Annotated in this window: 25 protein-coding genes; 9 read left to right on the top strand and 16 right to left on the bottom strand. The window is 33.0% G+C overall.

Going from position 1 to position 24,562, the window contains the following annotated elements; all coding sequences use genetic code 11:
- Window positions 1–99: 99 nt before the first annotated feature.
- The 6 genes from LQ694_RS07630 to LQ694_RS07605 all read right to left on the bottom strand — a co-directional run bounded on the left by LQ694_RS07630 (window position 100) and on the right by LQ694_RS07605 (window position 6,925).
- Window positions 100–1,746: a phospho-sugar mutase gene (locus tag LQ694_RS07630; protein ID WP_239771950.1), complete on the bottom strand. Its 1,647-nt coding sequence runs from the start codon at window positions 1,744–1,746 to the stop codon at window positions 100–102.
- 17 nt (window positions 1,747–1,763) lie between these two features.
- Complete coding sequence (gene galU / locus LQ694_RS07625) at window positions 1,764–2,669, bottom strand: UTP--glucose-1-phosphate uridylyltransferase GalU (protein WP_135015474.1); 906 nt, start codon at window positions 2,667–2,669, stop codon at window positions 1,764–1,766.
- A gap of 90 nt (window positions 2,670–2,759) precedes the next feature.
- Entirely contained in the window at window positions 2,760–3,119 is a 360-nt protein-coding gene (locus LQ694_RS07620) for a hypothetical protein (RefSeq protein WP_135015472.1), read from the bottom strand.
- 240 nt (window positions 3,120–3,359) lie between these two features.
- Window positions 3,360–5,006, bottom strand: a complete 1,647-nt coding sequence (locus tag LQ694_RS07615; protein ID WP_196968006.1) for a phospho-sugar mutase — start codon at window positions 5,004–5,006, stop codon at window positions 3,360–3,362.
- A 17-nt stretch (window positions 5,007–5,023) separates the two neighbouring features.
- The gene (gene galU, locus LQ694_RS07610; RefSeq protein ID WP_096791040.1) at window positions 5,024–5,896 is read right to left on the bottom strand and encodes a UTP--glucose-1-phosphate uridylyltransferase GalU; all 873 of its coding nucleotides are present in this window, start codon (window positions 5,894–5,896) and stop codon (window positions 5,024–5,026) included.
- Between the two features lie 156 nt (window positions 5,897–6,052).
- The gene (locus LQ694_RS07605) at window positions 6,053–6,925 is read right to left on the bottom strand and encodes a MurR/RpiR family transcriptional regulator (protein WP_049319583.1); all 873 of its coding nucleotides are present in this window, start codon (window positions 6,923–6,925) and stop codon (window positions 6,053–6,055) included.
- A gap of 157 nt (window positions 6,926–7,082) precedes the next feature.
- Between LQ694_RS07605 and LQ694_RS07600 the strand changes: the two genes are divergently transcribed.
- The gene (locus LQ694_RS07600; RefSeq protein WP_196968003.1) at window positions 7,083–8,489 is read left to right on the top strand and encodes a 6-phospho-beta-glucosidase; all 1,407 of its coding nucleotides are present in this window, start codon (window positions 7,083–7,085) and stop codon (window positions 8,487–8,489) included.
- 288 nt (window positions 8,490–8,777) lie between these two features.
- Here LQ694_RS07600 and panC read toward each other — a convergent pair whose 3' ends face one another.
- Window positions 8,778–9,620: a pantoate--beta-alanine ligase gene (gene panC / locus LQ694_RS07595; RefSeq protein WP_218696924.1), complete on the bottom strand. Its 843-nt coding sequence runs from the start codon at window positions 9,618–9,620 to the stop codon at window positions 8,778–8,780.
- A complete protein-coding gene (panB, locus tag LQ694_RS07590) occupies window positions 9,620–10,426 on the bottom strand; it encodes a 3-methyl-2-oxobutanoate hydroxymethyltransferase (RefSeq protein ID WP_070369078.1) in 807 nt (268 codons plus the stop codon). The genes panC and panB overlap by 1 nt, the downstream gene beginning before the upstream one ends.
- 61 nt (window positions 10,427–10,487) lie before the next feature.
- On the opposite strand from panB, the gene LQ694_RS07585 reads away from it, so the two are divergent.
- From LQ694_RS07585 to LQ694_RS07570, 4 genes are all read left to right on the top strand, one after another.
- A complete protein-coding gene (locus LQ694_RS07585; protein ID WP_218696925.1) occupies window positions 10,488–11,336 on the top strand; it encodes an oxidoreductase in 849 nt (282 codons plus the stop codon).
- A 507-nt stretch (window positions 11,337–11,843) separates the two neighbouring features.
- A complete protein-coding gene (locus tag LQ694_RS07580) occupies window positions 11,844–12,881 on the top strand; it encodes a quaternary amine ABC transporter ATP-binding protein (protein WP_096791034.1) in 1,038 nt (345 codons plus the stop codon).
- Complete coding sequence (locus LQ694_RS07575; protein ID WP_048541676.1) at window positions 12,874–13,710, top strand: ABC transporter permease; 837 nt, start codon at window positions 12,874–12,876, stop codon at window positions 13,708–13,710. Before LQ694_RS07580 ends, LQ694_RS07575 begins: the two co-directional genes overlap by 8 nt.
- 17 nt (window positions 13,711–13,727) lie before the next feature.
- Window positions 13,728–14,606, top strand: coding sequence for a glycine betaine ABC transporter substrate-binding protein (locus LQ694_RS07570; RefSeq protein ID WP_218696926.1), 879 nt, complete (start codon window positions 13,728–13,730; stop codon window positions 14,604–14,606).
- A gap of 56 nt (window positions 14,607–14,662) precedes the next feature.
- Here the strand turns inward: LQ694_RS07570 and LQ694_RS07565 are convergent, their stop codons facing one another.
- Window positions 14,663–15,217: a GNAT family N-acetyltransferase gene (locus LQ694_RS07565; protein ID WP_196968000.1), complete on the bottom strand. Its 555-nt coding sequence runs from the start codon at window positions 15,215–15,217 to the stop codon at window positions 14,663–14,665.
- A 212-nt stretch (window positions 15,218–15,429) separates the two neighbouring features.
- Here LQ694_RS07565 and LQ694_RS07560 point away from each other — a divergent pair, with 212 nt between their 5' ends.
- The 3 genes from LQ694_RS07560 (at window position 15,430) to LQ694_RS07550 (ending at window position 17,119) form a co-directional block, all read left to right on the top strand.
- Complete coding sequence (locus LQ694_RS07560; protein ID WP_048541671.1) at window positions 15,430–15,870, top strand: aggregation-promoting factor C-terminal-like domain-containing protein; 441 nt, start codon at window positions 15,430–15,432, stop codon at window positions 15,868–15,870.
- A 136-nt stretch (window positions 15,871–16,006) separates the two neighbouring features.
- Complete coding sequence (locus LQ694_RS07555) at window positions 16,007–16,636, top strand: NAD(P)-dependent oxidoreductase (protein ID WP_218696928.1); 630 nt, start codon at window positions 16,007–16,009, stop codon at window positions 16,634–16,636.
- Between the two features lie 69 nt (window positions 16,637–16,705).
- On the top strand, window positions 16,706–17,119 hold the full coding sequence (locus tag LQ694_RS07550) for an Rrf2 family transcriptional regulator (protein ID WP_049319572.1): 414 nt from the start codon (window positions 16,706–16,708) through the stop codon (window positions 17,117–17,119).
- 237 nt (window positions 17,120–17,356) lie between these two features.
- Here the strand turns inward: LQ694_RS07550 and LQ694_RS07545 are convergent, their stop codons facing one another.
- Window positions 17,357–18,010, bottom strand: coding sequence for a CPBP family intramembrane glutamic endopeptidase (locus LQ694_RS07545; protein ID WP_218696930.1), 654 nt, complete (start codon window positions 18,008–18,010; stop codon window positions 17,357–17,359).
- Window positions 18,011–18,218: 208 nt separating this feature from the next.
- Here LQ694_RS07545 and LQ694_RS07540 point away from each other — a divergent pair, with 208 nt between their 5' ends.
- Window positions 18,219–19,721, top strand: a complete 1,503-nt coding sequence (locus LQ694_RS07540) for a glycosyltransferase (RefSeq protein ID WP_096791029.1) — start codon at window positions 18,219–18,221, stop codon at window positions 19,719–19,721.
- Between the two features lie 53 nt (window positions 19,722–19,774).
- Here LQ694_RS07540 and LQ694_RS07535 read toward each other — a convergent pair whose 3' ends face one another.
- From LQ694_RS07535 to LQ694_RS07510, 6 genes are all read right to left on the bottom strand, one after another.
- A complete protein-coding gene (locus LQ694_RS07535) occupies window positions 19,775–20,815 on the bottom strand; it encodes a sensor histidine kinase (RefSeq protein ID WP_218696931.1) in 1,041 nt (346 codons plus the stop codon).
- Window positions 20,816–21,496, bottom strand: coding sequence for a response regulator transcription factor (locus LQ694_RS07530; RefSeq protein ID WP_096791027.1), 681 nt, complete (start codon window positions 21,494–21,496; stop codon window positions 20,816–20,818).
- A gap of 5 nt (window positions 21,497–21,501) precedes the next feature.
- Window positions 21,502–21,939 (bottom strand): DoxX family protein, encoded by a 438-nt coding sequence (locus LQ694_RS07525; RefSeq protein WP_096791026.1) that lies wholly within the window; start codon window positions 21,937–21,939, stop codon window positions 21,502–21,504.
- 71 nt (window positions 21,940–22,010) lie between these two features.
- A complete protein-coding gene (locus tag LQ694_RS07520; protein WP_096791025.1) occupies window positions 22,011–22,472 on the bottom strand; it encodes a DM13 domain-containing protein in 462 nt (153 codons plus the stop codon).
- 92 nt (window positions 22,473–22,564) lie between these two features.
- Window positions 22,565–23,245, bottom strand: coding sequence for a ribose-5-phosphate isomerase RpiA (rpiA, locus tag LQ694_RS07515; protein WP_196967997.1), 681 nt, complete (start codon window positions 23,243–23,245; stop codon window positions 22,565–22,567).
- A 130-nt stretch (window positions 23,246–23,375) separates the two neighbouring features.
- Window positions 23,376–24,518: an NADH-dependent flavin oxidoreductase gene (locus LQ694_RS07510; protein WP_058611013.1), complete on the bottom strand. Its 1,143-nt coding sequence runs from the start codon at window positions 24,516–24,518 to the stop codon at window positions 23,376–23,378.
- Between the last annotated feature and the right edge of the window lie 44 nt (window positions 24,519–24,562).

The following is a 24,562-nucleotide window of genomic DNA, read 5'->3' as shown; positions in this document are numbered from 1 at the left end:
ATCAAATTTTCTATATATTAAAGAACTTAATTTCGATGTTATAATTTCATAAAAATAGTATGAGGTAGCCTTAATTTTAATACCCTATAAGAATTGTTATTATTTCCATAAATACTTTTTACAGAAACTTTCTATATTTTTTTCAAAAGAAGCTTGTTCAAGAGAGAAATAAAGTTTCATTTTCGGTTCTGTTCCTGATGGTCGGACTGCTATAAATCCTTCTTCAAATATGAACTTAATGAGATCTGTTTGTGGTAAATGAATGGTTTGTGTCTTACCTGATTTAACATTAAATGATTCTTTCGTAATATAGTTTTCTATAAGTAATGGTGTTAAGTTCTCTATATCTATTGTTTCTAACTGTTTAAGGTTATTCATAATTTGTTTTATTTTATGACGTCCTTCTGCACCTTCAAATGTTGGTGAGAGGGTCTTGTCTTTATAATGACCGAGTTCTTGATATATATTATCTAATACGTCTTTGAATGTCTTATTTTCTTGTGTCAGTTGTTCTTTATATTTAATCAATAGTGCTGCTGTTTGTATGGCATCTTTATCTCTTGAGAAGTCGTCTACTAAATAGCCATGGCTTTCTTCATATGCTAATACTAGTTGCGATGCGTTATCTTCTAAATTCTTTAATTGCTCCGAGATATACTTAAAGCCTGTCAGTACATTAATCACTCTGATATCCAATGATTGTGCTAATTTTTTACTTAAAGCACCTGTTACAACTGATTTAATCATGTACATATGTGCATCATTTTCTAATTGTGAATGCCTCAGTTTAATAAGTAACAACCCTATTTCATTTCCATTGAAATATCTTGTTGATCCATCTTTATAACGTTCAACAATTCCGAGTCTGTCGGCATCTGGATCGGTTGCGATAATAAGTTGTGCTTGTTCTTGCTCAGCTAATTGTTTACTTAAATCAAACGTATCTGCTTCTTCCGGATTGGCTATACGTACTGTTGGAAAATCACCGTTAGGTGTAGATTGCTTTTCTTCAACAACATAGTTTGTATATGATAAATCTTCAAGCACATCAGACAATAAAGGCAAACTTGTCCCATGTAAACTTGTTAAAATTGATTTTGTTTGAGATGATTCAAATGAACCGACAAGATTTTTTACCGCTGCTTTATATGCTTTCGTTGTTTCTTCTTTAAATGGTAAGATCAATTCACGTTCTTGTAATACTTCAAAGTCGTCTGTTTGTATATTTAATGGGTATTCTACTATATCAATACAACGGCTTAATTCTAATGAAGGCTCTGTTAGTAACTGGCCACCATCTGAACCATATACTTTGATTCCGTTATAATTCTTAGGGTTATGACTTGCCGTAATCATAATACCCGCTGTTGTTTTCAAGTGTCGTACTGCGAATGACAGTTCTGGTGTGGATTTGTAGGTTTCTGGCAAGATTACTTCAATACCATTGGTACCTAATACTTTCGCGATTTCTTTCGCAAATTCTTGAGATAAATGACGAGTATCAAAATGAATAACGATTTTAGGCATATTTGTAATATGAGTTAAATATTTAGCTAAACCTAGTGCAAACTTTTGAATCGTGAATTTATTCAATCTACCTGGTCCTATACCGAAGGTACTTCTAATACCAGCCGTTCCAAATGATAAGACATCTGTAAATCCCGCTTCAATTTCTTCTTCTGTTTGAACATTATGAAACTGTTCAACTAAGCTTTCAGATATTCTTTCTTCCCATTGTGCTCTCAAAGTTCTACCCCCTTTACTTAAATATCTAATGTTTGAATATATCGTTTAATTTCATCACGCATTTCTTCATCTTTCAATGCATATTCTATCGTCGTCTTCACAAATCCAATTTTTTCTCCGACATCATAACGTTGTCCTTCAAAATCATACGCGTAAACTTTATCATCTTTATTTAAACGTTCTATCGCATCTGTTAATTGAATTTCTCCACCACTACCTTCGGTTTGATTCTCAAGATAATCAAAAATTTGAGGTGATAAAACATATCTACCCATAATCGCTAGATTTGATGGTGCAGTTCCTTGTTTAGGTTTCTCCACAAAACGACTTACCTCATATAAACGATCATCTTGTGAATTCGGATCAATGATACCATAACGATGTGTTTCTGATTCAGGTACCGTTTGTACCCCAATAACTGATTTACCTGTTGCATCATATTGTTCCATTAATTGTTTAATAGCTGGATTACCTGATTCAACAATGTCATCACCTAACAGTACTGCGAAAGGTTCATTTCCTATAAATTGCTTCGCAGTATAAATCGCATGTCCTAATCCTTTTTGTTCTTTTTGTCTGACATAGAAAATATTCGCTAATTCTGTTGAATACTGAACTTTATCCAGTAATTCAAGTTTGCCATTTTCATATAAAGTTGTTTCAAGTTCTTTTTGAATATCAAAATGGTCTTCGATTGCGCGTTTATGTTTACCAGTAACGATTAGAATATCTTCAATTCCAGCACGTGAGGCTTCTTCTACGATATATTGAATTGTTGGTTTATCTAATATTGGTAACATTTCTTTAGGCATTGCCTTTGTAGCAGGTAAAAATCTTGTTCCTAAACCAGCAGCAGGTATAATTGCTTTTTTTACCTTAATTTCATTTTTACTTTTAATAACTTTAATATCTTTCACTTTCATTTTCCTTTCCCGTATACAAATCAATTGTTTAATTAACTATATTTTCCATTTTGAACACAAAATATTAATCCAAAGTTCTTATTAAAATAATTACTTTGGATTAATACTTTCATTCTTAGATAACCACACGGACTCTTCATATGCATAAACAGCTTCTTGATAATTATGACTTCGTGGTAATATCCCTTTTTTGATTGCTTCATTATATGCGTTCATCTTTGTTTGCTCATCTTGTTTGCTATATATAATTTCAGCCAAATCTTCTTGAGTCTTTATATTGAACTCTTTTTCTTGTTTCTTTTGAGTTTTTTCTTTTTTCTTAGCTGCTTGTTCTGTTTTTTCCTGTTTTGTAGCTTTACTATCCTCCGAATCATTGTCAGTTGTCATCATATAAATTGCAGACAGTACTGTTAGGCAAAAAATAATCACTACAAGAATTATATTTTTCAATCTGCTACCTCTCCCCTGTATAACATCAATATTATTATTAAACTACAAATTATTACATTTGTAAATTTGATTTTTACATTTTTAATTTTAATTTTACATTTCAACATCAATATATCAATTACACTATAAATTTTAACTATATTACCAGTATATTTATTACCAATCTACTTTTACCAAATTTAATCGTACACAAAAAAGCAACCTTTCGTTTTCTTGAAAGGTTGCTTTTTTCTATACTTCTCATTTCAAATTAAACTTTCCTTCAAACTCCTCAATTACACCGTCTAAATTCTCAACGTCTAATGAGAAGTACAGTTTCATTTTAGGTTCTGTGCCTGATGGTCTGACTGCTATAAATCCTTCTTCAAATATGAACTTAATGAGATCTGTTTGTGGTAAGTGAATGGTTTGAGTCTTACCTGTTTTAACATTAAGTGATTCTTTCGTAATATAGTTTTCTATAAACAACGGTGTTAAGTTCTCTATATCGATTGTTTCTAACTGTTTAAAGTCATTCATAATTTGTTTAATTTTCTCTCGTCCTTCTGCACCGTTAAATGTTGGTGAGAGGGTCTTATCTTTATAATGACCGTATTCTTGATAAATATTATTTAATACGTCTTTGAATGTCTTGTTTTCTTGTGCCAGTTGTTCTTTATATTTAATCAATAATACTGCTGTTTGTATGGCGTCTTTATCTCTTGAGAAATCGTCTACTAAATAGCCATGGCTTTCTTCATATGCTAAGACTAGTTGCGATGCGTTATCTTCTAAATTCTTTAATTGCTCTGATATATATTTGAAACCTGTCAACACGTTAATGACGCCAATATCTAATGATTGAGCTAGTTTCTCACTTAGTGCACTTGTTACAACGGATTTAATGATGTATTTATGTTGATCATCTGACATTTGTTGATTTCTCAGTTTCATCAACAATAACCCAATTTCATTACCATTGAAATATCTTGTTGATCCGTCTTGATATCTTTCAACGACGCCTATTCTATCTGCATCTGGATCTGTCGCTAATATTAGTTGTGCTTGTTCTTTTTCAGCTAATTGTTTACCTAAGTCAAATGTATCTTCCGCTTCTGGATTCGCAATATTAACTGTTGGAAAGTCTCCATTCGGCTTTGATTGTGCTTCTTCAATTACATAGTTTGTATACGACAAATCTTCGAGTATATCTGACAATAGAGGCAAACTTGTTCCGTGTAAGCTTGTTAACACTGTTTTTGTTTGCGATGTTTCAAATGAACCAACAAGATTTTTAACCGCTGCTTTATAAGCTTCAGTCGTCTCTTCTTTAAATGGCAGAATCAATCTACGTTCCTGCAATGTTTCCAAGTCATCAGTTTGTATATTTAATGGATCTTCCACCGTATCAATATAACGACTTAATTCTAATGAAGGCTCTGTTAATAACTGTCCTCCGTCTGGACCGTATACTTTAATACCATTATAGTTCTTAGGATTATGACTTGCTGTAATCATAATACCTGCTGTTGTTTTTAAGTATCTCACTGCGAATGACAGTTCTGGTGTCGATTTAAATGTTTTTGGCAAGATAACTTCAATACCATTTGTACCGAGTACTTTTGCGATTTCATTCGCAAATTCTTGAGATAAGTGTCTTGTATCATAATGAATAACCACTTTAGGGTCATTCGTTATGTTTCTTAAATATTTAGTTAGTCCTAAAGCAAACTTTTGAATCGTGAATTTATTTAATCGACCTGGACCGATTCCGAACGTACTTCTTATACCTGCTGTTCCAAATGATAATACATCCGTAAATCCCGCTTCAATCTCTTTTTCTGTTTGAACATTATGAAACTGTTCAACTAAGCTTTCAGATATTCTTTGTTCCCATTGTGCTCTCAAAGTTCTAGCTCCTTTACCTAAATATCTAATGATTGTAGATAACGTATAATTTCATCACGCATTTCTTGGTCTTTCAATGCATATTCTATCGTCGTCTTCACAAATCCTATTTTCTCTCCGACGTCATAACGTTGACCTTCAAAGTCATATGCGTACACTTTATCATCTTTATTTAAACGTTCAATGGCATCTGTTAATTGAATCTCTCCACCGCTTCCTTCTGTTTGTGTTTCTAAATAATCAAAGATTCTTGGAGATAATACGTATCTACCCATAATTGCTAGGTTTGATGGTGCAGTACCTTGTTCTGGTTTCTCAACAAATCGATTCACTTCATATAAACGTTCATCTTGTGATTTCGGTTCGATAATACCATAGCGATGTGTTTCTGTTTCAGGCACTGTTTGAACGCCGATAACTGATTTGCCTGTTGATTCATATTGTTCCATTAATTGTTTAATAGCTGGATTATCTGATTCAACAATGTCATCACCTAAAAGTACGGCAAATGGTTCGTTTCCGATAAATTGTTTCGCTGTGTAAATCGCATGTCCTAATCCTTTTTGTTCTTTCTGTCTTACATAGAAGATATTCGCTAATTCTGTTGAATATTGAACTCTATCGAGCAATTCTAGTTTGCCTTTTTCATATAATGTTGTTTCAAGTTCTTTTTGAATATCGAAATGATCTTCAATCGCACGTTTATGTTTTCCCGTCACAATAATAATATCTTCTATGCCAGCACGTGCTGCTTCTTCCACGATATATTGAATCGTCGGTTTATCTAATATTGGTAACATTTCTTTAGGCATTGCTTTAGTAGCAGGTAAAAATCTTGTTCCTAATCCTGCTGCAGGTATAATTGCTTTTTTTATTTTATAGTTATCCATTTTAAGTTCCCTCACTAACAAGCTTTTTAAACTATCTATATTAATCGTCACTTTTTATTACATCATTACACATTATAAATTACATTTTCATAATTCGCGAGTAATGACATAAATAATAATGCTTTTAAATTCCATATTATTCAATATTATGATTAATCACTTATTCTCCTGTATCATCTTATTATGCGTCACGCGGTTATCGAAATTTTTAGCGATATTGATTTTAAAATCAGTATGTTTGTCATAATCTGTTCCATACACGCAAGCATACAAGATATCCATTAAGAAACTGATTGAATCTCGTGTTGTGAAGTTGCTGATTTTGGAATACAACTTTTCCCTTGTTGATATACGTAATGTGCTGTCGGCATATTTGGTTACTGTATTTTCACCAATACTTGTGAGTCCGATAATTGGAATATGCTTTTTCTTTAACATCGGTAATAATTTCAAGATGCTTTGATTTTCACCACTATATGAAATAAAGATCGCACATGTATGTTTCGATGACTTTTCTATTTCAAAATGGGGTTCGAGTGCACAGAGTTTAACGGTCTTGCCAATTTGATTCATTCTCATTTCAAAGTCTTCGCATATCATTAAATTATGATACAGTCCAAAGATTTTGATGGTTTCGGCTTCGTTTAAATATGCGACTGCTTTATCCAATTCTTGATGATCTATTAAATGCACGGTGTCGTCTATCGTTGTTTGATTGAGTCGTGCTAATTTATGGCTAATGGACATGTTATTATCCGTTGCATCAAATGGGAAGTTTGCGTCTATTGATTCATAATGTCGGTTTAAGTATTCTACTTCTTCTAAATAATGTTCCTTTAATTCTAACCAACCGTCGTATCCTAACTTTTTAGCTATGCGAATACCAGTTGAAGGATGCGTATATGTTTCTTTAGAAATTTGATTTAACGTCTTAGACTTAATCTTCTCTCTTTCTTCGAACAAATATTGAATAATACTTTGTTCTGCTTGTGAAAATATATCTTCTTTCATTCTTTCTGTTAAAAGCATATTGATATCTCCTTTTGTAAAAAGTCATTACAAAAATCCAGTTTATTTTTAAGAAATTTGTAAATGTCATTTGATAATGCCCGATTTGCCTTTTTAATGATTACTTCTATTTTATACTTAACGTGTATAAGAAAGAAAATATTAGGAGGTCATTATAATGGAAAAAGGGATAAAAATTGTAACTATCGGTGGCGGCAGCAGTTATACGCCTGAATTGATGGAAGGTTTTATTAAACGTTATGAATCTTTACCTTTAAGTGAAATTTGGTTGGTAGACATTCCTGAAGGTAAAGAGAAATTAGAAACTGTCGGCAAAATGGCGCAAAGAATGTGGGATGCTTCTCCATATGATGTCACAGTACATTTATCATTAGATAGACGTGAAGCTTTAAAAGATGCTGATTTCGTTACGACACAATTTAGAGTTGGTTTATTAGATGCTAGAATTAAAGATGAACGCATTCCTTTATCGCATGGCTTCTTAGGTCAAGAAACGAATGGTCCAGGTGGTATTTTCAAAGCGTTAAGAACAATTCCTGTCTTATTAGATATTGTCGAAGATATGAAAGAACTTTGTCCAAATGCATGGTTAATTAATTTTACAAACCCAAGTGGTATGGTTACAGATGCTATCGTACGATACGGCAAATGGGAAAAAGTACTTGGTCTATGTAATGTACCTGTGAATAGTTTAATTAATGAGCCGGAAATGCTGAATGTTGGTGATGGAGAACTTACACATCACTTTGCAGGGTTAAACCATTTTCACTGGCATCGAGTTAAAGACGCAAATGGTCATGACGTGACTGATCAATTAAATAAACAATTAGTTGAAGATGCATCATCCTTACCTTCTAATATCTTTGATGTACCATTTTTCGAAGAGCAATTACAACAAATGCAGCTCATTCCATGTGGTTACCATAGATATTACTACCGTGCAGAAGAAATGCTTGAACATGCACTTAAAGAATACAATGATCCAGAAATCGGTACGCGTGCTGAACAAGTTAGACAAACGGAAAAAGAATTATTTGAACTCTATAAAGATGAACATCTCGATCATAAACCAGAGCAACTAAGTCAACGTGGTGGAACACATTATTCAGATGTCGCATGTGAGACAATTGCATCTATCGCTTCAAATAAAAATACACATGTAGTTGTATCTACTGTTAATAAAGGGGCAGTACCAGATTTAGCACCTGATGATGTTGTAGAAGTGTCAGCATATATCAACTCGACAGGTGCTCAACCAATCGCATTCGGTTCCCTACATCCAGCAGAACGCGGATGGTTACAAGTAATGAAGAATATGGAATTATGTGTAGAAGAAGCAGCCGTTACAGGAGATTACGGATTACTATTACAAGCATTTATTATCAACCCATTAATTCAAAGTGGTGAATCTGCGAAACAAGTAATGAATGAATTACTCATTGCTCATAAAGCATACTTACCACAATTTGCAGAAACAATCGCTCAATTAGAAGCACAAGGTGTCACAATTAAAGATGACAAAGCAAGAGCATTGAGTGCAGAAGCATCATTGAAAGAAGTGTAAGTAAGAATATAGAAGTCGTTTACGAAGCGTGAGACAGAATGATGTCTCACGTTTTTTTGTGTATGTGTGTGAGTGTTGTGCGGTCTGCTAACGATCTTGTTTCTGTTTCTTGGACGTTAGAATTTCTAACGATCTTGTTTTGCACTCTTGATCGTTAGCGCATCCTTTTCGCTTATTTTTTAAAATTTATTACCCGCTAACGATCTTGTTTTGTAGTCTTGATTGTTAGCTCCCCCATTTTAATACAAAAAACCGATTGTGCGTGTGCACAATCGGTTTAATATGTTTCTATATAATAATATTATCTATTAATCTTGCTTGGCTAAATTTAACGGCTAGTGAAATAAATATTTGTCCTTCTATTGTATGTTGTTCTTCTAATTCTGGATAACTGTAAATTGCGACTTCTACGATATCTCCACTTACATTACTTTCTAAATAATGCGTAATGGCTTGTATTAAGACATCACTATTTCTTTCACCTTCGTCATATTTCTTCTTAGCTAATGCTAAACTTTTAGATAAATGTACGGCTTCTTTTCTTTCTTCTTCTGTTAAATAGATATTCCTTGAACTTTTTGCTAATCCGTCTGCTTCTCGCACGATATCTATTGGTACGATTTGAACTGAGTGGTTAAAGTTTTCTACCATTTTTTCTATTATAGCGAGTTGTTGTGCGTCTTTTTTACCGAAGTATGCGCGTGTTGGTTGAATAATATTAAACAGCTTGTTAACAACTGTTACAACGCCATCAAAGTGACCTGGTCTTTTCTTACCTTCCAGCACTTGTGCTAAACGACCTACTGTAATCGTCATCTCCAGTTCTCCTGGATACATTTCTTCAACTGTTGGATGAAATACATATTCTACACCAATTTGTTTAAGCTTCTCTAAATCAGATTCAAAAGGTCTTGGATAATCATCAAAGTCTTCATTAGGTCCAAATTGTAATGGATTTACAAAAATACTCACTGCAGTTACATCATTTTCTTCTATTGATTGTTTCATCATTTTTAAATGACCATCATGTAATGCACCCATCGTTGGTACGAGTCCTATTGTTTTACCTTGAGATTTAAATTGAGATACGATTGAATTCATATCTTTAATATGTTCTACTACTTGCGTCACTACTCTGTCTCCCCCATCACTTTCTTCTTATATGTGTGTGCTTCTGAAGGGAATGCACCACTTTTAACTTCTTCATGATATGCTTTTAGTGCGTCTATACCATTTGAAAAATCACCGTATTGTTTCACAAACTTAGCAATATGTTCCGAACCATAATTTAATAAATCATGATATACGAGTACTTGACCATCTGTACCTTTTCCTGCGCCTATACCGATAACTGGAATTGTCAGTTGTTCCGTAATCACTTCTGCTAAATCACTTGGAATCGCTTCTAATACGAGCATCACTGCACCTGCTTGTTCAACTGCTTTCGCATCTTCTATCAATTGTTCGGCTTCTCTTTTTGAACTTGCTTGTAATTTATAACCTGTAATGCCTACGCTTTGAGGTGTTAACCCTAAATGAGATACGACTGGCACACCAATTTGAGTACAACCTTGAATCAAGGTCGTATGCACACCTTCGATTTTTACAGCGTTTGCTTTAGTATCTTTATACAATTGAATCGCATTTTTCATATCCGTTGTATGATCAATACCGACTGCTCCAAAAGGTACATCTACAATTACATAACTTTCTGGCGCACCTCTTCTAACTGCTTTCGCATGATGTGTCATATCTTCCATTGTCACTTCGACTGTACTATCGTAGCCCAACACAACCATTCCTAAAGAATCGCCTACTAAAATAGTGTCTATACCTGCTTCTTCTGCTTGTTTAGCACTTGGATAATCATATGCTGTAATCATGGATATTTTTTCTTTTTGTTCTTTCATGGTCAACAATTGTTTAATGGTTTTCATCCCGTACCACCTTCTTATATTTGTTATTATGTATATATTAACATTGAAAGGAAAATAATAAATGAAAAAGTTTGGAATAATCGGTCCTGGTGCTGTGGGTACAGCCATTACATTTGCTTTAACGCAATCAAACCTTGATGTTACGCTGTTCGGAAGATCAAACGCTACAGTCTATTTCCAAGAATATAATCAAGATGTGCAACATTCATTTCCCGTTCAATCTTTAGAAGATGCACATGAAAAAGTAGACATTTTATTTATTGCTGTTAAAGCAACGCAACTCGATGCAATCATCCCGTACCTTCATCATATCCTACATGCTAATAGCGTTATTATTTTAACTCAAAATGGCTATGGACAGTTAGAAAAAATTGATCACCCGCACAAATTTCATGCAGTCGTTTATATAAGTGGTCAAAAAGAAGATAACGTCGTAACGCATTTTAGAGATTGGACTTTAAGATTACCTGTTCATGCACTAACATTAGACATTAAAAGTTTAACAGAAGATAGTTTACTTAATATTGAATGTCTCGAAGATTATGATCAACATGTTTGGTATAAATTAATCGTCAATTTAGGCATTAATACGGTAACTGCTCTAACGAGACAACCAGCTCGTGTACTTAAACACGATCAAATACATGCACTTTGTTACAATTTATTAGTTGAAGGTAATCGTGTTGCTAAAGCTGAAGGTATAGATTTTGGTGATGATTTCGAAGAGAGCATTATGAAAATTTATGAAGGCTATCCTGATGACATGGGTACAAGTATGTATTACGACATAATAAGTGAAAAACCTTTAGAAACGGCGTTTATACAAGGTTATATCTACAAAATTAGCCAAAAACATCATTTAGCAACACCTTATATAGATAGTACTTATGCAATTTTAAGTACATTTTAATGCATAAATTTGCAACTCCATTCGTTTCATTCTACTATTTTGGGGTAATTATATATTCAAACGTATTTTTTATAAAGAAGGGGAACTTTATAAAGAATACGTTTATTTTTTCAATTTGAATATCCATATGTATCTCCATCGCTCGATTACCCTTGTAACCCTATACATGACAGTATTTGTATAACTTAATATTATATTTAAAAAAGATTTAAGAAAAAAATTTAAAAAAACTTTTTTTCTGTAATTCTTGAAAATTTATAGCGCTAGTTTATAGCGCTAGTTTAAATATGAAGATTCTCGACATTTTTTATTTGAGTAAGCGCTTTCTTTGTATTCATTATAGGAACAATTGTTACTATTTATTTTTTAAAATTAAATGTAAAAACGTAAATTTTAATCATAAGAATTATACTCTTCACGTTAAAATATTGTGCGATATCAATTTGACTATTAAAATTTCGTATGATAGCGTTATAGAAGTCAATAAATCGATAAGGACTGGTTATTTTGAGTAATATACAAATCAAAGACGTTACTAAAGTATTCGGCAATTACAATGACCAGGTTAAGTCACTTTTACAGGATGATAAAACGAAAGAAGAAATCCTTAAAGAAACTGGTTCGACAGTAGCTGTCAAAAATGCAAATTTCACAATTGAAGATGGAGAAATATTTGTTGTAATGGGTCTTTCCGGGAGCGGTAAATCAACATTGATTCGTTTGATTAATCGTTTAATCGACCCAACTGATGGAGATATCTTAATTAATGATAAGAATATTTCTTCGTTAAATAAAGAAGACTTACGTAACTTTAGACGTGAGAATCTAAGTATGGTATTCCAAAGTTTCGCTTTATTCCCCTTCAAAACTGTTGTTGAGAATGTGGCATTTGGCTTAGAAATTAAAAACGTTTCTAAGAAAGAACGTTTGAAAAAAGCAGAAGATGCTTTAAATCTAGTTGGTCTAGCGGGATATAAAGATCAATTACCAAAACAATTATCTGGTGGTATGCAGCAACGTGTTGGTTTAGCGAGAGCACTTGCTAATGACACAGATATATTATTAATGGATGAAGCCTTCTCAGCATTAGATCCACTGATTCGTAAAGAAATGCAGAATGAACTTTTACAACTGCAACAAAACATGCAAAAAACAATCATATTTATTACGCATGATTTAGATGAAGCCCTTCATATTGGCGATAGAATCGCTTTAATGAAAGATGGCGAAATCGCTCAAGTTGGTACACCGGAAGAGATTGTTATTAATCCTGGTGACGACTACGTTAAAGACTTTGTTAAAGATATTGATCGTTCTAAAGTATTAAAAGTTAAACATATTATGGAGAAAGTTGAGAATGATGAATTAGTAGATGGCATGTCATTTATAGATGCCGAGTCGCTACTTTATCAAACATTCCCTCACTTCAAATCTGGCACACACGAACTTTGGATTAAGAAAGACAATAAAATTGTCGGGAAACTTAATTTCCAAGATGTATTCGATGTATTAGCACAGGGAAATGAGGTGATGAATCATGCTTAATATGTTGCCTATTTTACCTGTATCAGATTGGGCTAACGCATTTGTAGAATGGTTAACAGAAACTTTTAGTTTTATTTTTGAACCGATTAAGACGTATCTTGGCGACTTTATGCAACTTATCATTTCATTACTAGAGTTGTTACATCCGTTTGTCTTTATCATTATCATCATGGTTCTTGCTTACTTTGTTATGAATAAGAAAATTGTTGCCCCTATTTTAGTAGGTATTGGTTTATTCTTCATTTATAACCAAGATTTATGGGATCAATTACTGAACACGATGACACTTGTTATTATCAGTAGTTTGCTATCTGTTATTATCGGTGTTCCGCTCGGTATTTTAATGTCTAGAAGCGATCGTTTCCAAGCAGTTATGAAACCTATTTTAGACTTTATGCAAACAATGCCAGCATTCGTATATTTAATTCCAGCAGTCGCATTCTTCGGAATTGGTATGGTTCCAGGTGTATTCGCATCTATTATATTTGCAACTCCACCAACAATACGTTTAACAAACTTAGGTATTAGACAAATATCTGCTGAATTAATAGAAGCAAGTGATTCATTTGGTACAACATCCATGCAAAAATTAATTAAAGTACAACTCCCTCTTGCTAAAGCTTCTATCATGGCAGGTGTAAACCAAACTGTAATGTTAGCTTTATCAATGGTTGTAATAGCATCAATGATTGGTGCACCGGGATTAGGTAGAGATGTGTTAAGTTCTCTACAACGTGCAGAAGTCGGTTCAGGTTTCGTAGCAGGTTTAAGTATCGTTATCCTTGCTATTATCATCGACCGCTTTACACAATCATCTAAAAACAAATAATCTAGGAGGAATTACTTATGAAGAACAAATGGCGTGTACTCGTACTTATGCTTTCTTTAGCACTAGTGTTAGCAGCATGTGGCAATGGTGGCTCAAGTGAAGATGGAGACTTAGGTAAAAAAGATATTAACTTATCTTACGTTGAATGGGATTCAGAAATTGCTTCAACACATGTTATGCAAAAAGTTTTAGAAGATGAAGGTTACAATGTTGAAATCACACCTTTAGATAATGCCGTAATGTGGGAATCAGTTGCTTCTGGTGAAACAGATGCAATGGTTAGTGCTTGGTTACCAGGTACACACGGAGATTTATACAAAAAACATAAGAAAAATCTTGATGACTTAGGTCCAAACCTTAAAGGGGCTAAAATCGGACTTGTAGTAAATAAAGATTTCGATGGCGATTCAATTTCTGACTTAAAAGACCAAGCTAGTAAGAAAATCGTTGGTATCGAACCAGGTGCTGGTGTTGTAAAAGCATCTGAAAAAGCAGTTAAAGATTATAACTTAGATGGATGGAAAGTTGAAACTTCTTCATCAGGTGCAATGGCTACAACATTAGGTCAAGCTATGAAAAAAGGTGACGACATCGTTGTAACTGGTTGGTCACCACACTGGAAATTCCAAAAATATGACTTGAAATACTTGAAAGACCCTAAAGGCTCATTTGGTAAAGCTGAGCACATTAATACAATGGCTCGTAAAGACTTGAAAAAAGACAGCCCTAAAGCATATGAAACTTTAGATAACTTCAATTGGACTACTAAAGACATGGAATCTGTTATGTTAGATATCCAAGAAGGTACATCTCCTAAGAAAGCTGCAGAAAAATGGGTAGATGATAACCAAGATAAAGTAAAAGAATGGACGAAAGATTCTAAGAAAGATAAATAATCCATCTCTTATAAAATGCCCCTATACCACGGGAATAATGGTATAGGGGCATTTTTTTATACGTTTAACTTCCTATTTAATATATCTTCTATCATCAACCAACCTTTTTGATCCGAGTTGTCTGGGTCATATGGTTCGAAACCATAATTTAAATACATATTAATTGCTGGATAACTGGTTGTTTGTGTCGTTAAATACACTTCTTTATGACCAATCTCAATTATTTTGTTAAGTGCTGCACTTAATAATGGCTTTGATAATTTCTTACCTTGATATTCCGGTTTAATGGCTACGAAATGTATTCTACCTAAATGTGAGTCTGTTAAAGGTAATTGACCGAACCATGCTGTCGTCGTTCCTATTACATCACCTGAATTATTCTCAATAAATAAACATCTATATTTCATTTCTTCTATATGAGAACCAAATTCTTTATGAAACCTTTGTAATGCTTGATCTATATTTGAAAATTCCCCTGCAGCAGTTTCAACTTCTGCCCAAAGACGTTCGTCCCCTTCTTCAAACATTCTAATTGAGTATCCGTCTGGTAATTCATATTTAGGTATGTTGTCTAAATGATTTTTAATCATCTTAAGCTTAATTCTTTCCATAATAATACACCTCTATTTCTATAAAGTTACTGTAAACGTTTCAAATTACAACTTGTCATATACCTATTATCTTTTTAATCTGACTGTCATAAAAGAAATTTTATTTTTATTCTCCTGTAACCTATGATATCAAAAATGATGTTAGAGTGTATGAAGTAATAAAGATACAAAATATATAAACGCTTTAAATAGCTCATGGAGGAAATTTATTTATGAAGAAATTATTATTTGCAACAACAGCTGCAGCAGGGATTATTGCTTCAGGATTTGGCGCTCAAGCAGATGCAAGTGAATATACAAACTACTCTAATCAAAATACAAACTATAACTATACAACTACACAAGTCGCTCAACCGACTCAAGCAACTCAAACTACAGAATCAACTGATTCATCTAATACAAGTGAAGTATATAAAGAGTTTATCGCTGCTGGCGGTACAAAAGCATTATGGGATAACATCGTAATGCCTGAATCTAGCGGTAACCCAAATGCAGTAAATGAACTTGGCTACAGAGGTCTTGGTCAAACTAAAGAATCTTGGGGTACAGGTAGTGTCGCTGAACAAACTAAAGGCATGATCAACTATGCTAAAGAACGTTACGGTTCAATCGAAGCTGCAATTGCTTTCCGTCAAGCTAACAACTGGTGGTAAGATATAAATAAACAAACATCTGCTATGTGGAAATCCACATAGCAGTTTTTTTATACACAAAACCTTTGACAAAGTGAGATATACATATTATACTCAACTTGTATCTAAATTAAATACAAGAAAGAGGTTATGTAAAATGAAAATAGGTGTTATAGCAGCAAACGGTAAAGCAGGTAAATTAATTACAGAAGAAGCAATTAACAGAGGATTAGATGTAACAGCCATCGTTCGTAACGAAAATAAAACAGTGGCAACACAATCTATTATTAAAGATATATTTGATTTAACAACTGAAGACTTAACACAATTCGATGTTGTAGTAGATGCTTTCGGTGAAATTAGAGAAGACAAACTTCATTTACACCAAGACTCTATTCAACATTTAAGTAATATTTTATCAAACACAAACACACGATTAATCATTATCGGAGGCGCTGGTAGTTTATATGTTGATGATCAATTAGAAAATCAATTATTCGATACACCTGATTTTCCAGAATCATTCAAACCACTTGCAAAAGCTCAAGGTAAAGCACTTGTAGACCTTCGTAAAAGAGATGACGTACGCTGGACATTTATAAGTCCTGCAGCAGAATTCATAGCTGATGGAGAAAGAACTGGAGAATACATTTTAGCTGGGGAGGTCTTCACTTTAAACGATAAAGGTGAAAGTAAAATAAGCTATGCTGATTACGCCATTGCATTAGTAGATGAAGCAACTGAAGGTAACCATATCCAAGAAAGAATTTCAGTATTATCAAAATAATACGCATTTACTATCGCAATTCTCATCTCTCAAAGTTATAATAAATAAGGAATCTAAGAGGTGAAAAGCGTGAATACACAAATATCAGTAGCAATTCATATATTATCATTACTATCTGTGAATAAAGAACCTATATCCAGTAAATTTATAGCAGGTAGCATTAATAGTAACCCTACACTTGTAAGAAAAATATGTAAATATTTAAGAAATGGTAACTTAATCGAAAGTCAACAAGGTAAATCAGGCTATCGACTTGCTCAATCAGCAGACCAAATCTTATTAGGCGACGTTTATAAACTTATTCAAGATGAAGAGCATTTCGCTAAAATTCATCAAGACACAAATCCAGATTGTATCATCGGACAAAATATACAGTCTGCATTAGATGATGTTTACACACAAGTGGATCAACAAATTATTGATACACTCAATCAAACATCCATATTAGATTTAACATCTAAAATGACCGAAACCGTACAGTAAAATAAATTATAGAAAAAGCTGGAGACATCCTTAACAACAGATGTCCCCAGCTTTATTTTTGTAGAAATGATGAGCGCACGATATCTCTGAGTCTTCGTGCGATACACCTCTATTTTGTACCTTTGCGCACGATATCTCCGAGTCTTCGTGCGATACACCCTTATTTTATACCTTTGCGCACGATATCTCGCAGTCTTCGTGCGATACACCCCTATTTTGTGCCCTAGCGCACGATATCTAATTAAAAAACACCAAATATATAAGAATATGAGCTAAATTATTTAATCCATGCGCTACTATGGCAGCTTCTAATCGATTAGTCTTTAAATAAAGTGCTCCAAATAATACTCCTATTCCAAAGTAAATTATAAACTCACCTATACTTGATGGCCCATGTGACAATCCAAATAGTACGCTAGATACGATATATCCTATTAATAGATGTCCTTTAAACACCCCTTTTAGAATGAAACCTCGAAATATAAGTTCTTCGAAAAATGGTCCTAGTATCACAAATATAATAATAGAGATGTATAGAGGTAATGTGTTTAAATCTTTATATACTTCCATTTGATTTTGTGGTTGTCCTATTATTGCTGATACAGACCAATACATGATAAGTGCGATACCTAATGTACTAATGGTATAAATGATGTCTGTTTTCTTTAAAGGTTCCAATTTAATGAATTGTAATTGGAATCTATGTATTAAATAAAATAACAGGCTAAATAATAAACATCCTATTAATACAATCAACCAATTGCTAGCTAACGCAATCGATGTATATGTACCCATACATATTATAATGAGCAAACATGACTTCAAGGTCACATACTTCTCTTGATTTTGAAAAACCGGCTCATTATCTTCGAATATTTGTTTCATACTCATTTATTTATCCTCATTTCAATAAATTAACAGATTATTTTTATAAATAAATGTATTTCATTTATTATAACAAAAATTTTGAAGTAATAGCGATTTATAGCTTCTTTTAAAATGAACTATTTGTATTTTTTTAACAAACTATACTAACATTACCAAGGAAAATGACGTATATTATATGTATATAAAATTTTATTTTGCAGGTGATTTCAAAGTGAACTATTTTATTGTAAATAATATCAATCATAAAATAACAGGTATTGAAAAGTCTGTCATGAACAGGCTAAAATTATTTAATGATTTCAACTTGGAAGCTAAAATTATCACTTTAGCTTGGAATTCAAGTTTACATAAAAATGCCCATACATTCGGCGTAAGTAAACAAGTCTTTTCAATGTATGATTTCTTCCAAGAATCCATAAACATTCATATTAATACCGTTAGAGACTGGATAACATTTTGGGAAGATGAGCTTAATTATGAGATTAAATATGTACCTAATTCAAATGATTTAAGGGTCTATCAAAATGGTGTAAGAATCATATATGCAAGTTTCCGTGATTCGGACTATAAATTATTAGACTATGTTAACTACTTTGATACAAGAAATGTAAAAATGAAACGAGAATATTACGATTCTAGAGGCTTCTTAAGTCGTGTTAGATATATGCGTACTAAAGAAATGCCTGTATGTGATAAATATTTAACACCGAGCGGTAAAGTAAAACTCGAAATTTACTTCGATCCATACCAAGAAAAAGAAGTTGTCACTCGAATAATGCTCTTTGATTATAACGCTAAAGATTATACATTTGATAATACAAATGAACTGATCGCATTTTTCTATGAACAGTTATACAAAGACGGTGACTTGTTCTTTAGTGATAAGACTGCCATCACTTCTCCACCTTTCTTAATCACAGACAAAAAAATACCGGTTATTTCTGTATTACATAGTACACATGTGAAGAATAACAATGATATAGATGGTTCAGATATTAAAAATATTTATAACTGTGTCTTTAATAACTTAGACCGTTTTTCTGGTATTTTAGTATCAACTGTTCAACAAAAGAAAGATGTAGAGAAACGTATTCAATCGAAAATACCTGTCTTTAATATTCCAGTTGGGTATGCGCAACAAAGAGAGCCAAATTATACACCTGTTGTGCCTAATGGTCCTCTAAAATTAATGTCCATTGCACGATATGCACCTGAGAAACAACTTGATCATCAAATTCGACTCATCAATAAACTGAAAGACGATTTCGACGAAATTGAACTGCATTTATTTGGATTTGGTGGCGAATTGAAAAAGCTAAAAGAATTAACTACTTCATTAAATTTAGAAAATCATATTAAATTCCGTGGGTTTATCCCTAACATTACTAATGAAATGCATCATTTTCATGCGAGTATGATTACAAGTAATATGGAAGGATTTTCTTTAGCATTACTGGAATCATTATCAAATGGGTTACCTGCAATCAGTTATGACATCCCTTATGGACCAAGTGAATTGATTGTTAACGGTAAAAATGGTTATCTTGTGCCTAGAAATGATGAAGACAAGCTTTATGAAACCGTTAAGTCTTATTTAAGTAATCCTGACCTTCAAAAAACATTCCGAGACAACTGTATGACAGAATCACAAAAATATGCACAAAGTGAAATTATCAAAAAATGGCTTCATTTATTAGGTGAAGTGACATCATAAATTTAAACAAGAACCCCCAATTCAGAATGATGAATTGGGGGTTCTTGTTTAAATTATTTCATAGGTACTGTTAAATAAAATGTTGTACCGACATCCTCTTTACTTTCTACCTTTAGCTGACCATCCATTTGTTCGGCCAGATTCTTAGCAATATATAAACCTAAACCTGATCCACCTGTATCTTTGTTTCTAGAAGCTTCGACGCGATAAGTACGATCAAATATACGATGTAAATGTTGCTCAGCGATGCCTGGACCATCATCAGAAACGGCAATGCATATATTGCTGTCTTCTTTCGTAACTTTAATTTCAATCCTCGAGCCAAGTTGTGTATATTTAAATGCATTATCTAAAATATTCATGAGTATACGTTCTAAGGGTACTTTATATTGTTTGAAGTAAGTAATATCTTCACATAAATTAACATCTATCGTGCGATTCTCACTCGTGATTTGTTGTTCATAAGATTGTAAAAGTGTCACAAATAGTTTATCTAAATAAATCGTTTCTAATGGATAATTATGTTTGTGATTATGACTAATTTCCATCACACTAGTCAGCTCATCAAACATCATAGAAATTCTTTGAGATTGTTTAATTAAGACACTGTATGCTTTTTGTTGTTCAACTGATTGACTGATAATACCTTCTTTTAAACCTTCTGCATAGGAGGTAATACTTGATAATGGTGTCTTTAAATCATGTGTTAAATTTTGTACCATTTCACTTTTTTCTTGTTGTTCATGTTGAACTTGTTGTATTTGTGCTTCAATATTACGAGCCATAGTATTAAAGGCTTCACTTAATTCTTTCATTTCTTTCGGACTATCTATTTTTATGGCTGTTTCACTATATTGTCCATTTGCTATTAATTTTGTTTGTTTATTCAACAATCTAATACGTTTAACTAATGGATTAATAAATAACATACAAATGAATGTCGTTAAACAACTTGAAATAATCGCACTAATCGTCAAAAGTAATGTTGTATGTGCATCAAACCACATCCATTTATATGCAATTGCTAGAATAATTGTCGTTAATACAATGCTACTGATAAATGCAGTGATAATTTGTGTTCGAATTGTTAGCATTTATTTCGCCCTTTCAAATTTATAACCTAATCCCCAAACAGTTTTAATAACATATTCATCATATTGATGTTGTTCTAACTTTTCTCTTATACGACGTATATGTACATTTACAGTGTTGGCATCTTCGTAATAGTCGTATCCCCATACTTTTTCGAGCAGTTCTGATTTAGAAATAACCATTTTCTCGTGATCTGCTAAATACCAAAGTAAATCAAATTCTTTTACTCTCAATGATACTTCTTGATCATTTACTTTAATGATTTTTTCTTGTTTACATAATTGTAATGATCCAAATGTTAAGTAATCTTGTTTATGATACTTTTGTGTACGATTTAACAAGTTATGGGCTCTTAACACGAGTTCACGAGGGCTGAATGGTTTCTTTATATAATCGTCTGCACCTAACGTCAATGCATAAATCGTATCGTGTTCTTGTGTTTTAGCAGTTAAATAGATAAACGGAATGTCTAGTTCCTGTGCTTTCATTTCTTTAACGATATCATAACCGTTTTTTTCAGGCATCATAATATCTAATATCATTAAATCAATTGCATTATTCAACTGATGAATGGCTTGTTGTCCATCAGAAGCTGTTACAACTTGATGCCCTTCATATTCAAAGTAAGTCTTACAAATATCTAGAATATCTTGTTCGTCATCTACAATTAAAATATGCGCCATAATCTCTATCCCGCTTCCTTCTTCATAAACTTCTTAACAATAGCAGCTGCTGATAATTTACGTAAACTTTTGATATTTAACACAATCAATATAAAGCCAACAAGCTGCAGTGGATACGTAAAAATCATATCTGCTAAAATGTAATTTATCATTATAAATATACCAAAAAGTGCTGCGTAATACTCTAGAAATCCAATAATTAAAGCTAATCCTAAAAATATTTCACCTAAAGGAATAACCCATTCCCATAAAGTCGTATAAGGTGCAATAATATGCTCAAAGAACCACTTATACCACATTGGAGAATCTTGATTCTGAGCGATTACTTGCGTTAATCCTTGTAGACTGAAACCACCAGTTAATTTTTCATAACCTTGCATATAAATTAAATAGCCACTATAAACGCGTATGATTACACATATGAATGTATATATCTTTGTCATGACATGCTTTCTCCTTCTATAAAGTTTAAGGGAAATTCAGGATTACTGAATTCCCCCTTAGTGAGACGTATTTATTTTAATTTAGCACTACCAAATTCAACATGTGCTTTATCACAATAAATTGTCACTTCATTATATTTAGATGTGTCCATGTCTTTTAAATCAAATGTTTGTTCCATCTTATCGTAGTCTACTTTATCAATTTTCATACCGTTTTTAACATCGCCATCTTTAGTTAAATAAACATGTAAGTCAGGTCCTTTTGATGATTTGAAATCTGATAACATTAATTTACCATCTTTAATCATTGCCTTACCTTCTACTTTTTCACCATTCATAGATTCAAACATACCAGACATCTCCATGTCTTTCATGTCACTGTCTTTCATGTTTTCTTTACTCATGTCTTTATCTTTCATTTCAGTTTTCGTATCCATCTTATCATCTTTATGCATATCATTATTACCACATGCACCCAATAATAAAGTTGTTGTTAATGCAAATGCTCCAAATGTTGTTTTAGTTAAGTTCATTTAACACATCTCCTCTTTAGTTGATATGTTAAGTTTATGCGCTACGCCCTCATTAAACCATTAACTGTTTATTAACTACTATGAACTCATTATTAATTCTCGATTATATCGACACTTTGTGTTTCTGAACGACTCATGAATACTTTTTTCGTCATATTGATAAATAATCCGGTCTCTACAACGCCGATGATAGATATTAAATCTTGATTTAATTGTTCTGGATGATGAATCACTCCAAACTGACAATCTAATATGTAATGATCGTTGTCTGTCATATATACATTCGAATCTTTCGTTCGTAATGTCGCTTGACAACCTAAACTTTCTATTGCTCGTGCTGTGATTTCCCATCCAAAAGGCACAACTTCTACTGGCAACTTAAACTTACCTAACTTTTTAACGTATTTCGTTTCATCTATAATCACAATAAAATTATCCGTTGCATTCGCAACAATTTTTTCACGTAATAGCGCACCACCGCCTCCTTTAATCAATTGAAGATTTTCGTCCACTTCATCAGCACCATCTATAACTAAATCTAAATAGGTCACTTCTGAAAAATCAGTAAGCGGAATATGATGAATACGTGCTAATTCAGCAGTATCTTCAGATGTTGGTACACCTTTAATTTGAAGACCATTTTTAACACGCTCACCTAACTTCTCAATTGCATAACGCATAGTTGAACCTGTACCAATTCCTATCGTCATACCATCTTGAATATCATTAACTGCTTCATAAGCGACTTGTCTCTTTAGCTCATCTTGATTCACGTTGTACACCTCATTCGATTTTTTCAATTATTGTTTCAAGTTTAACACACCAAAAATATATGTTCAGAGTACAAAAAAGCTGAGGCAAACAAATGCCTCAGCAACAAAACTATATATATAAAATTATGGATTATTTAGTTTGAGAAGTTTCTTGATCAGTTCTTGGTAATGGGTAGAAACCTGCTACAAACTGTTTCCATAATGGGTCTGGTAAATCATGTTTATCTGCTCTTTCAGGATCGAATACAGAAACGATTTCGTCTTCTTTTCCTTGTTCGATTTTTGATACGAATTGGTAATCAAGTAACAATTCTCTACCAAGTGCAATAAGTGGAGCACCCGTTTCAAATGCTGATAATGCATCATCAGCAGTAAAGATTGAACCAATTCCTATTAATGGCACGCGACCATTTATCCATTCTAATAATAATTTAATACGTTCTTCACCTTTATATTGACCTTCTCTTGTTGTTGAATGAACATCCATTAATGATACATGTAAGTAATCAAGTGTTTTTTCAGATAAAGTTTTAACAAGTTGTTCTGTTAATTCCATAGAAATACCTGGAGATTCTACTTCTTCAGGAGAGAAGCGATAGCCTACGATAAAGTCAGGTGTTGCATGTTCACGTACAACTTTAAGCACAGCATCAATAACTGCTAAAGGATATTTCAGATGTTCGCCCCATTCATCATCTCTTCTGTTGTAATAAGGTGAGAAGAATTGATGAATTAAATAATGGTTCGCACCATGAATTTCAACACCGTCAAAACCAGCATCGATTGCTAATTTAGTAGCGTTAGCGAAAGACTCAATAGTATGTTCAATTTCTTCTACAGTTAATGCTCTCGCAACATGTGTTTCTTGTTGTCCGAAGCCTTTCACTTCAACTTCACTAGGAGCAGCCGCTTCACCAGTAGGCGTTAATCCAGGTAATGACATCGCACCACCATGATGGATTTGAATTAAAGCTTTCGCACCATTTTTCTTCATAACTTCAGCTTGTTTCTTCAGCCCAGCAAGATCCGCTTCTTTAGATACAGAAGGCTGTCCAGGAAAAGCTTGGCCAAGCGGTTCAACATAACTCGCAGCAGTAATAGAAATACCAACATCTTGAGAACGTTTTTCTATATATGGAATTTCAATATCAGAAATCGTACCATCTTCATTTGATGAAATATGTGTTAATGGCGCAAGCACAAATCTATTCTTAACTTCCACACCATTTGGTAATTTTAAAGATTTAAATAAAGGTTCATATTTTTTGTTCATTTTCAATAACTCCTCCTTATGAAATAACACTATACCACCATCAG

It is taken from the genome of Mammaliicoccus sp. P-M58, from assembly GCF_022386165.1.
GTDB classification, from domain to species: domain Bacteria; phylum Bacillota; class Bacilli; order Staphylococcales; family Staphylococcaceae; genus Mammaliicoccus; species Mammaliicoccus sciuri.
This window is presented reverse-complemented; position numbering and strand designations above follow the sequence as displayed.

Excerpts from the sequence above, each read along its gene's own strand:
- galU (WP_135015474.1), bottom strand. The coding sequence starts at position 2,669 with ATGAAAGTGAAAGATATTAAAGTTATTAAAAGTAAAAATGAAATTAAG.
- galU (WP_096791040.1), bottom strand. The coding sequence starts at position 5,896 with ATGGATAACTATAAAATAAAAAAAGCAATTATACCTGCAGCAGGATTA.
- LQ694_RS07605 (WP_049319583.1), bottom strand. The coding sequence starts at position 6,925 with ATGCTTTTAACAGAAAGAATGAAAGAAGATATATTTTCACAAGCAGAA.
- LQ694_RS07600 (WP_196968003.1), top strand. The coding sequence starts at position 7,083 with ATGGAAAAAGGGATAAAAATTGTAACTATCGGTGGCGGCAGCAGTTAT.
- panB (WP_070369078.1), bottom strand. The coding sequence starts at position 10,426 with ATGAAAACCATTAAACAATTGTTGACCATGAAAGAACAAAAAGAAAAA.
- LQ694_RS07585 (WP_218696925.1), top strand. The coding sequence starts at position 10,488 with ATGAAAAAGTTTGGAATAATCGGTCCTGGTGCTGTGGGTACAGCCATT.
- LQ694_RS07575 (WP_048541676.1), top strand. The coding sequence starts at position 12,874 with ATGCTTAATATGTTGCCTATTTTACCTGTATCAGATTGGGCTAACGCA.
- LQ694_RS07570 (WP_218696926.1), top strand. The coding sequence starts at position 13,728 with ATGAAGAACAAATGGCGTGTACTCGTACTTATGCTTTCTTTAGCACTA.
- LQ694_RS07565 (WP_196968000.1), bottom strand. The coding sequence starts at position 15,217 with ATGGAAAGAATTAAGCTTAAGATGATTAAAAATCATTTAGACAACATA.
- LQ694_RS07560 (WP_048541671.1), top strand. The coding sequence starts at position 15,430 with ATGAAGAAATTATTATTTGCAACAACAGCTGCAGCAGGGATTATTGCT.
- LQ694_RS07555 (WP_218696928.1), top strand. The coding sequence starts at position 16,007 with ATGAAAATAGGTGTTATAGCAGCAAACGGTAAAGCAGGTAAATTAATT.
- LQ694_RS07545 (WP_218696930.1), bottom strand. The coding sequence starts at position 18,010 with ATGAGTATGAAACAAATATTCGAAGATAATGAGCCGGTTTTTCAAAAT.
- LQ694_RS07535 (WP_218696931.1), bottom strand. The coding sequence starts at position 20,815 with ATGCTAACAATTCGAACACAAATTATCACTGCATTTATCAGTAGCATT.
- LQ694_RS07530 (WP_096791027.1), bottom strand. The coding sequence starts at position 21,496 with ATGGCGCATATTTTAATTGTAGATGACGAACAAGATATTCTAGATATT.
- LQ694_RS07525 (WP_096791026.1), bottom strand. The coding sequence starts at position 21,939 with ATGACAAAGATATATACATTCATATGTGTAATCATACGCGTTTATAGT.
- LQ694_RS07520 (WP_096791025.1), bottom strand. The coding sequence starts at position 22,472 with ATGAACTTAACTAAAACAACATTTGGAGCATTTGCATTAACAACAACT.
- LQ694_RS07510 (WP_058611013.1), bottom strand. The coding sequence starts at position 24,518 with ATGAACAAAAAATATGAACCTTTATTTAAATCTTTAAAATTACCAAAT.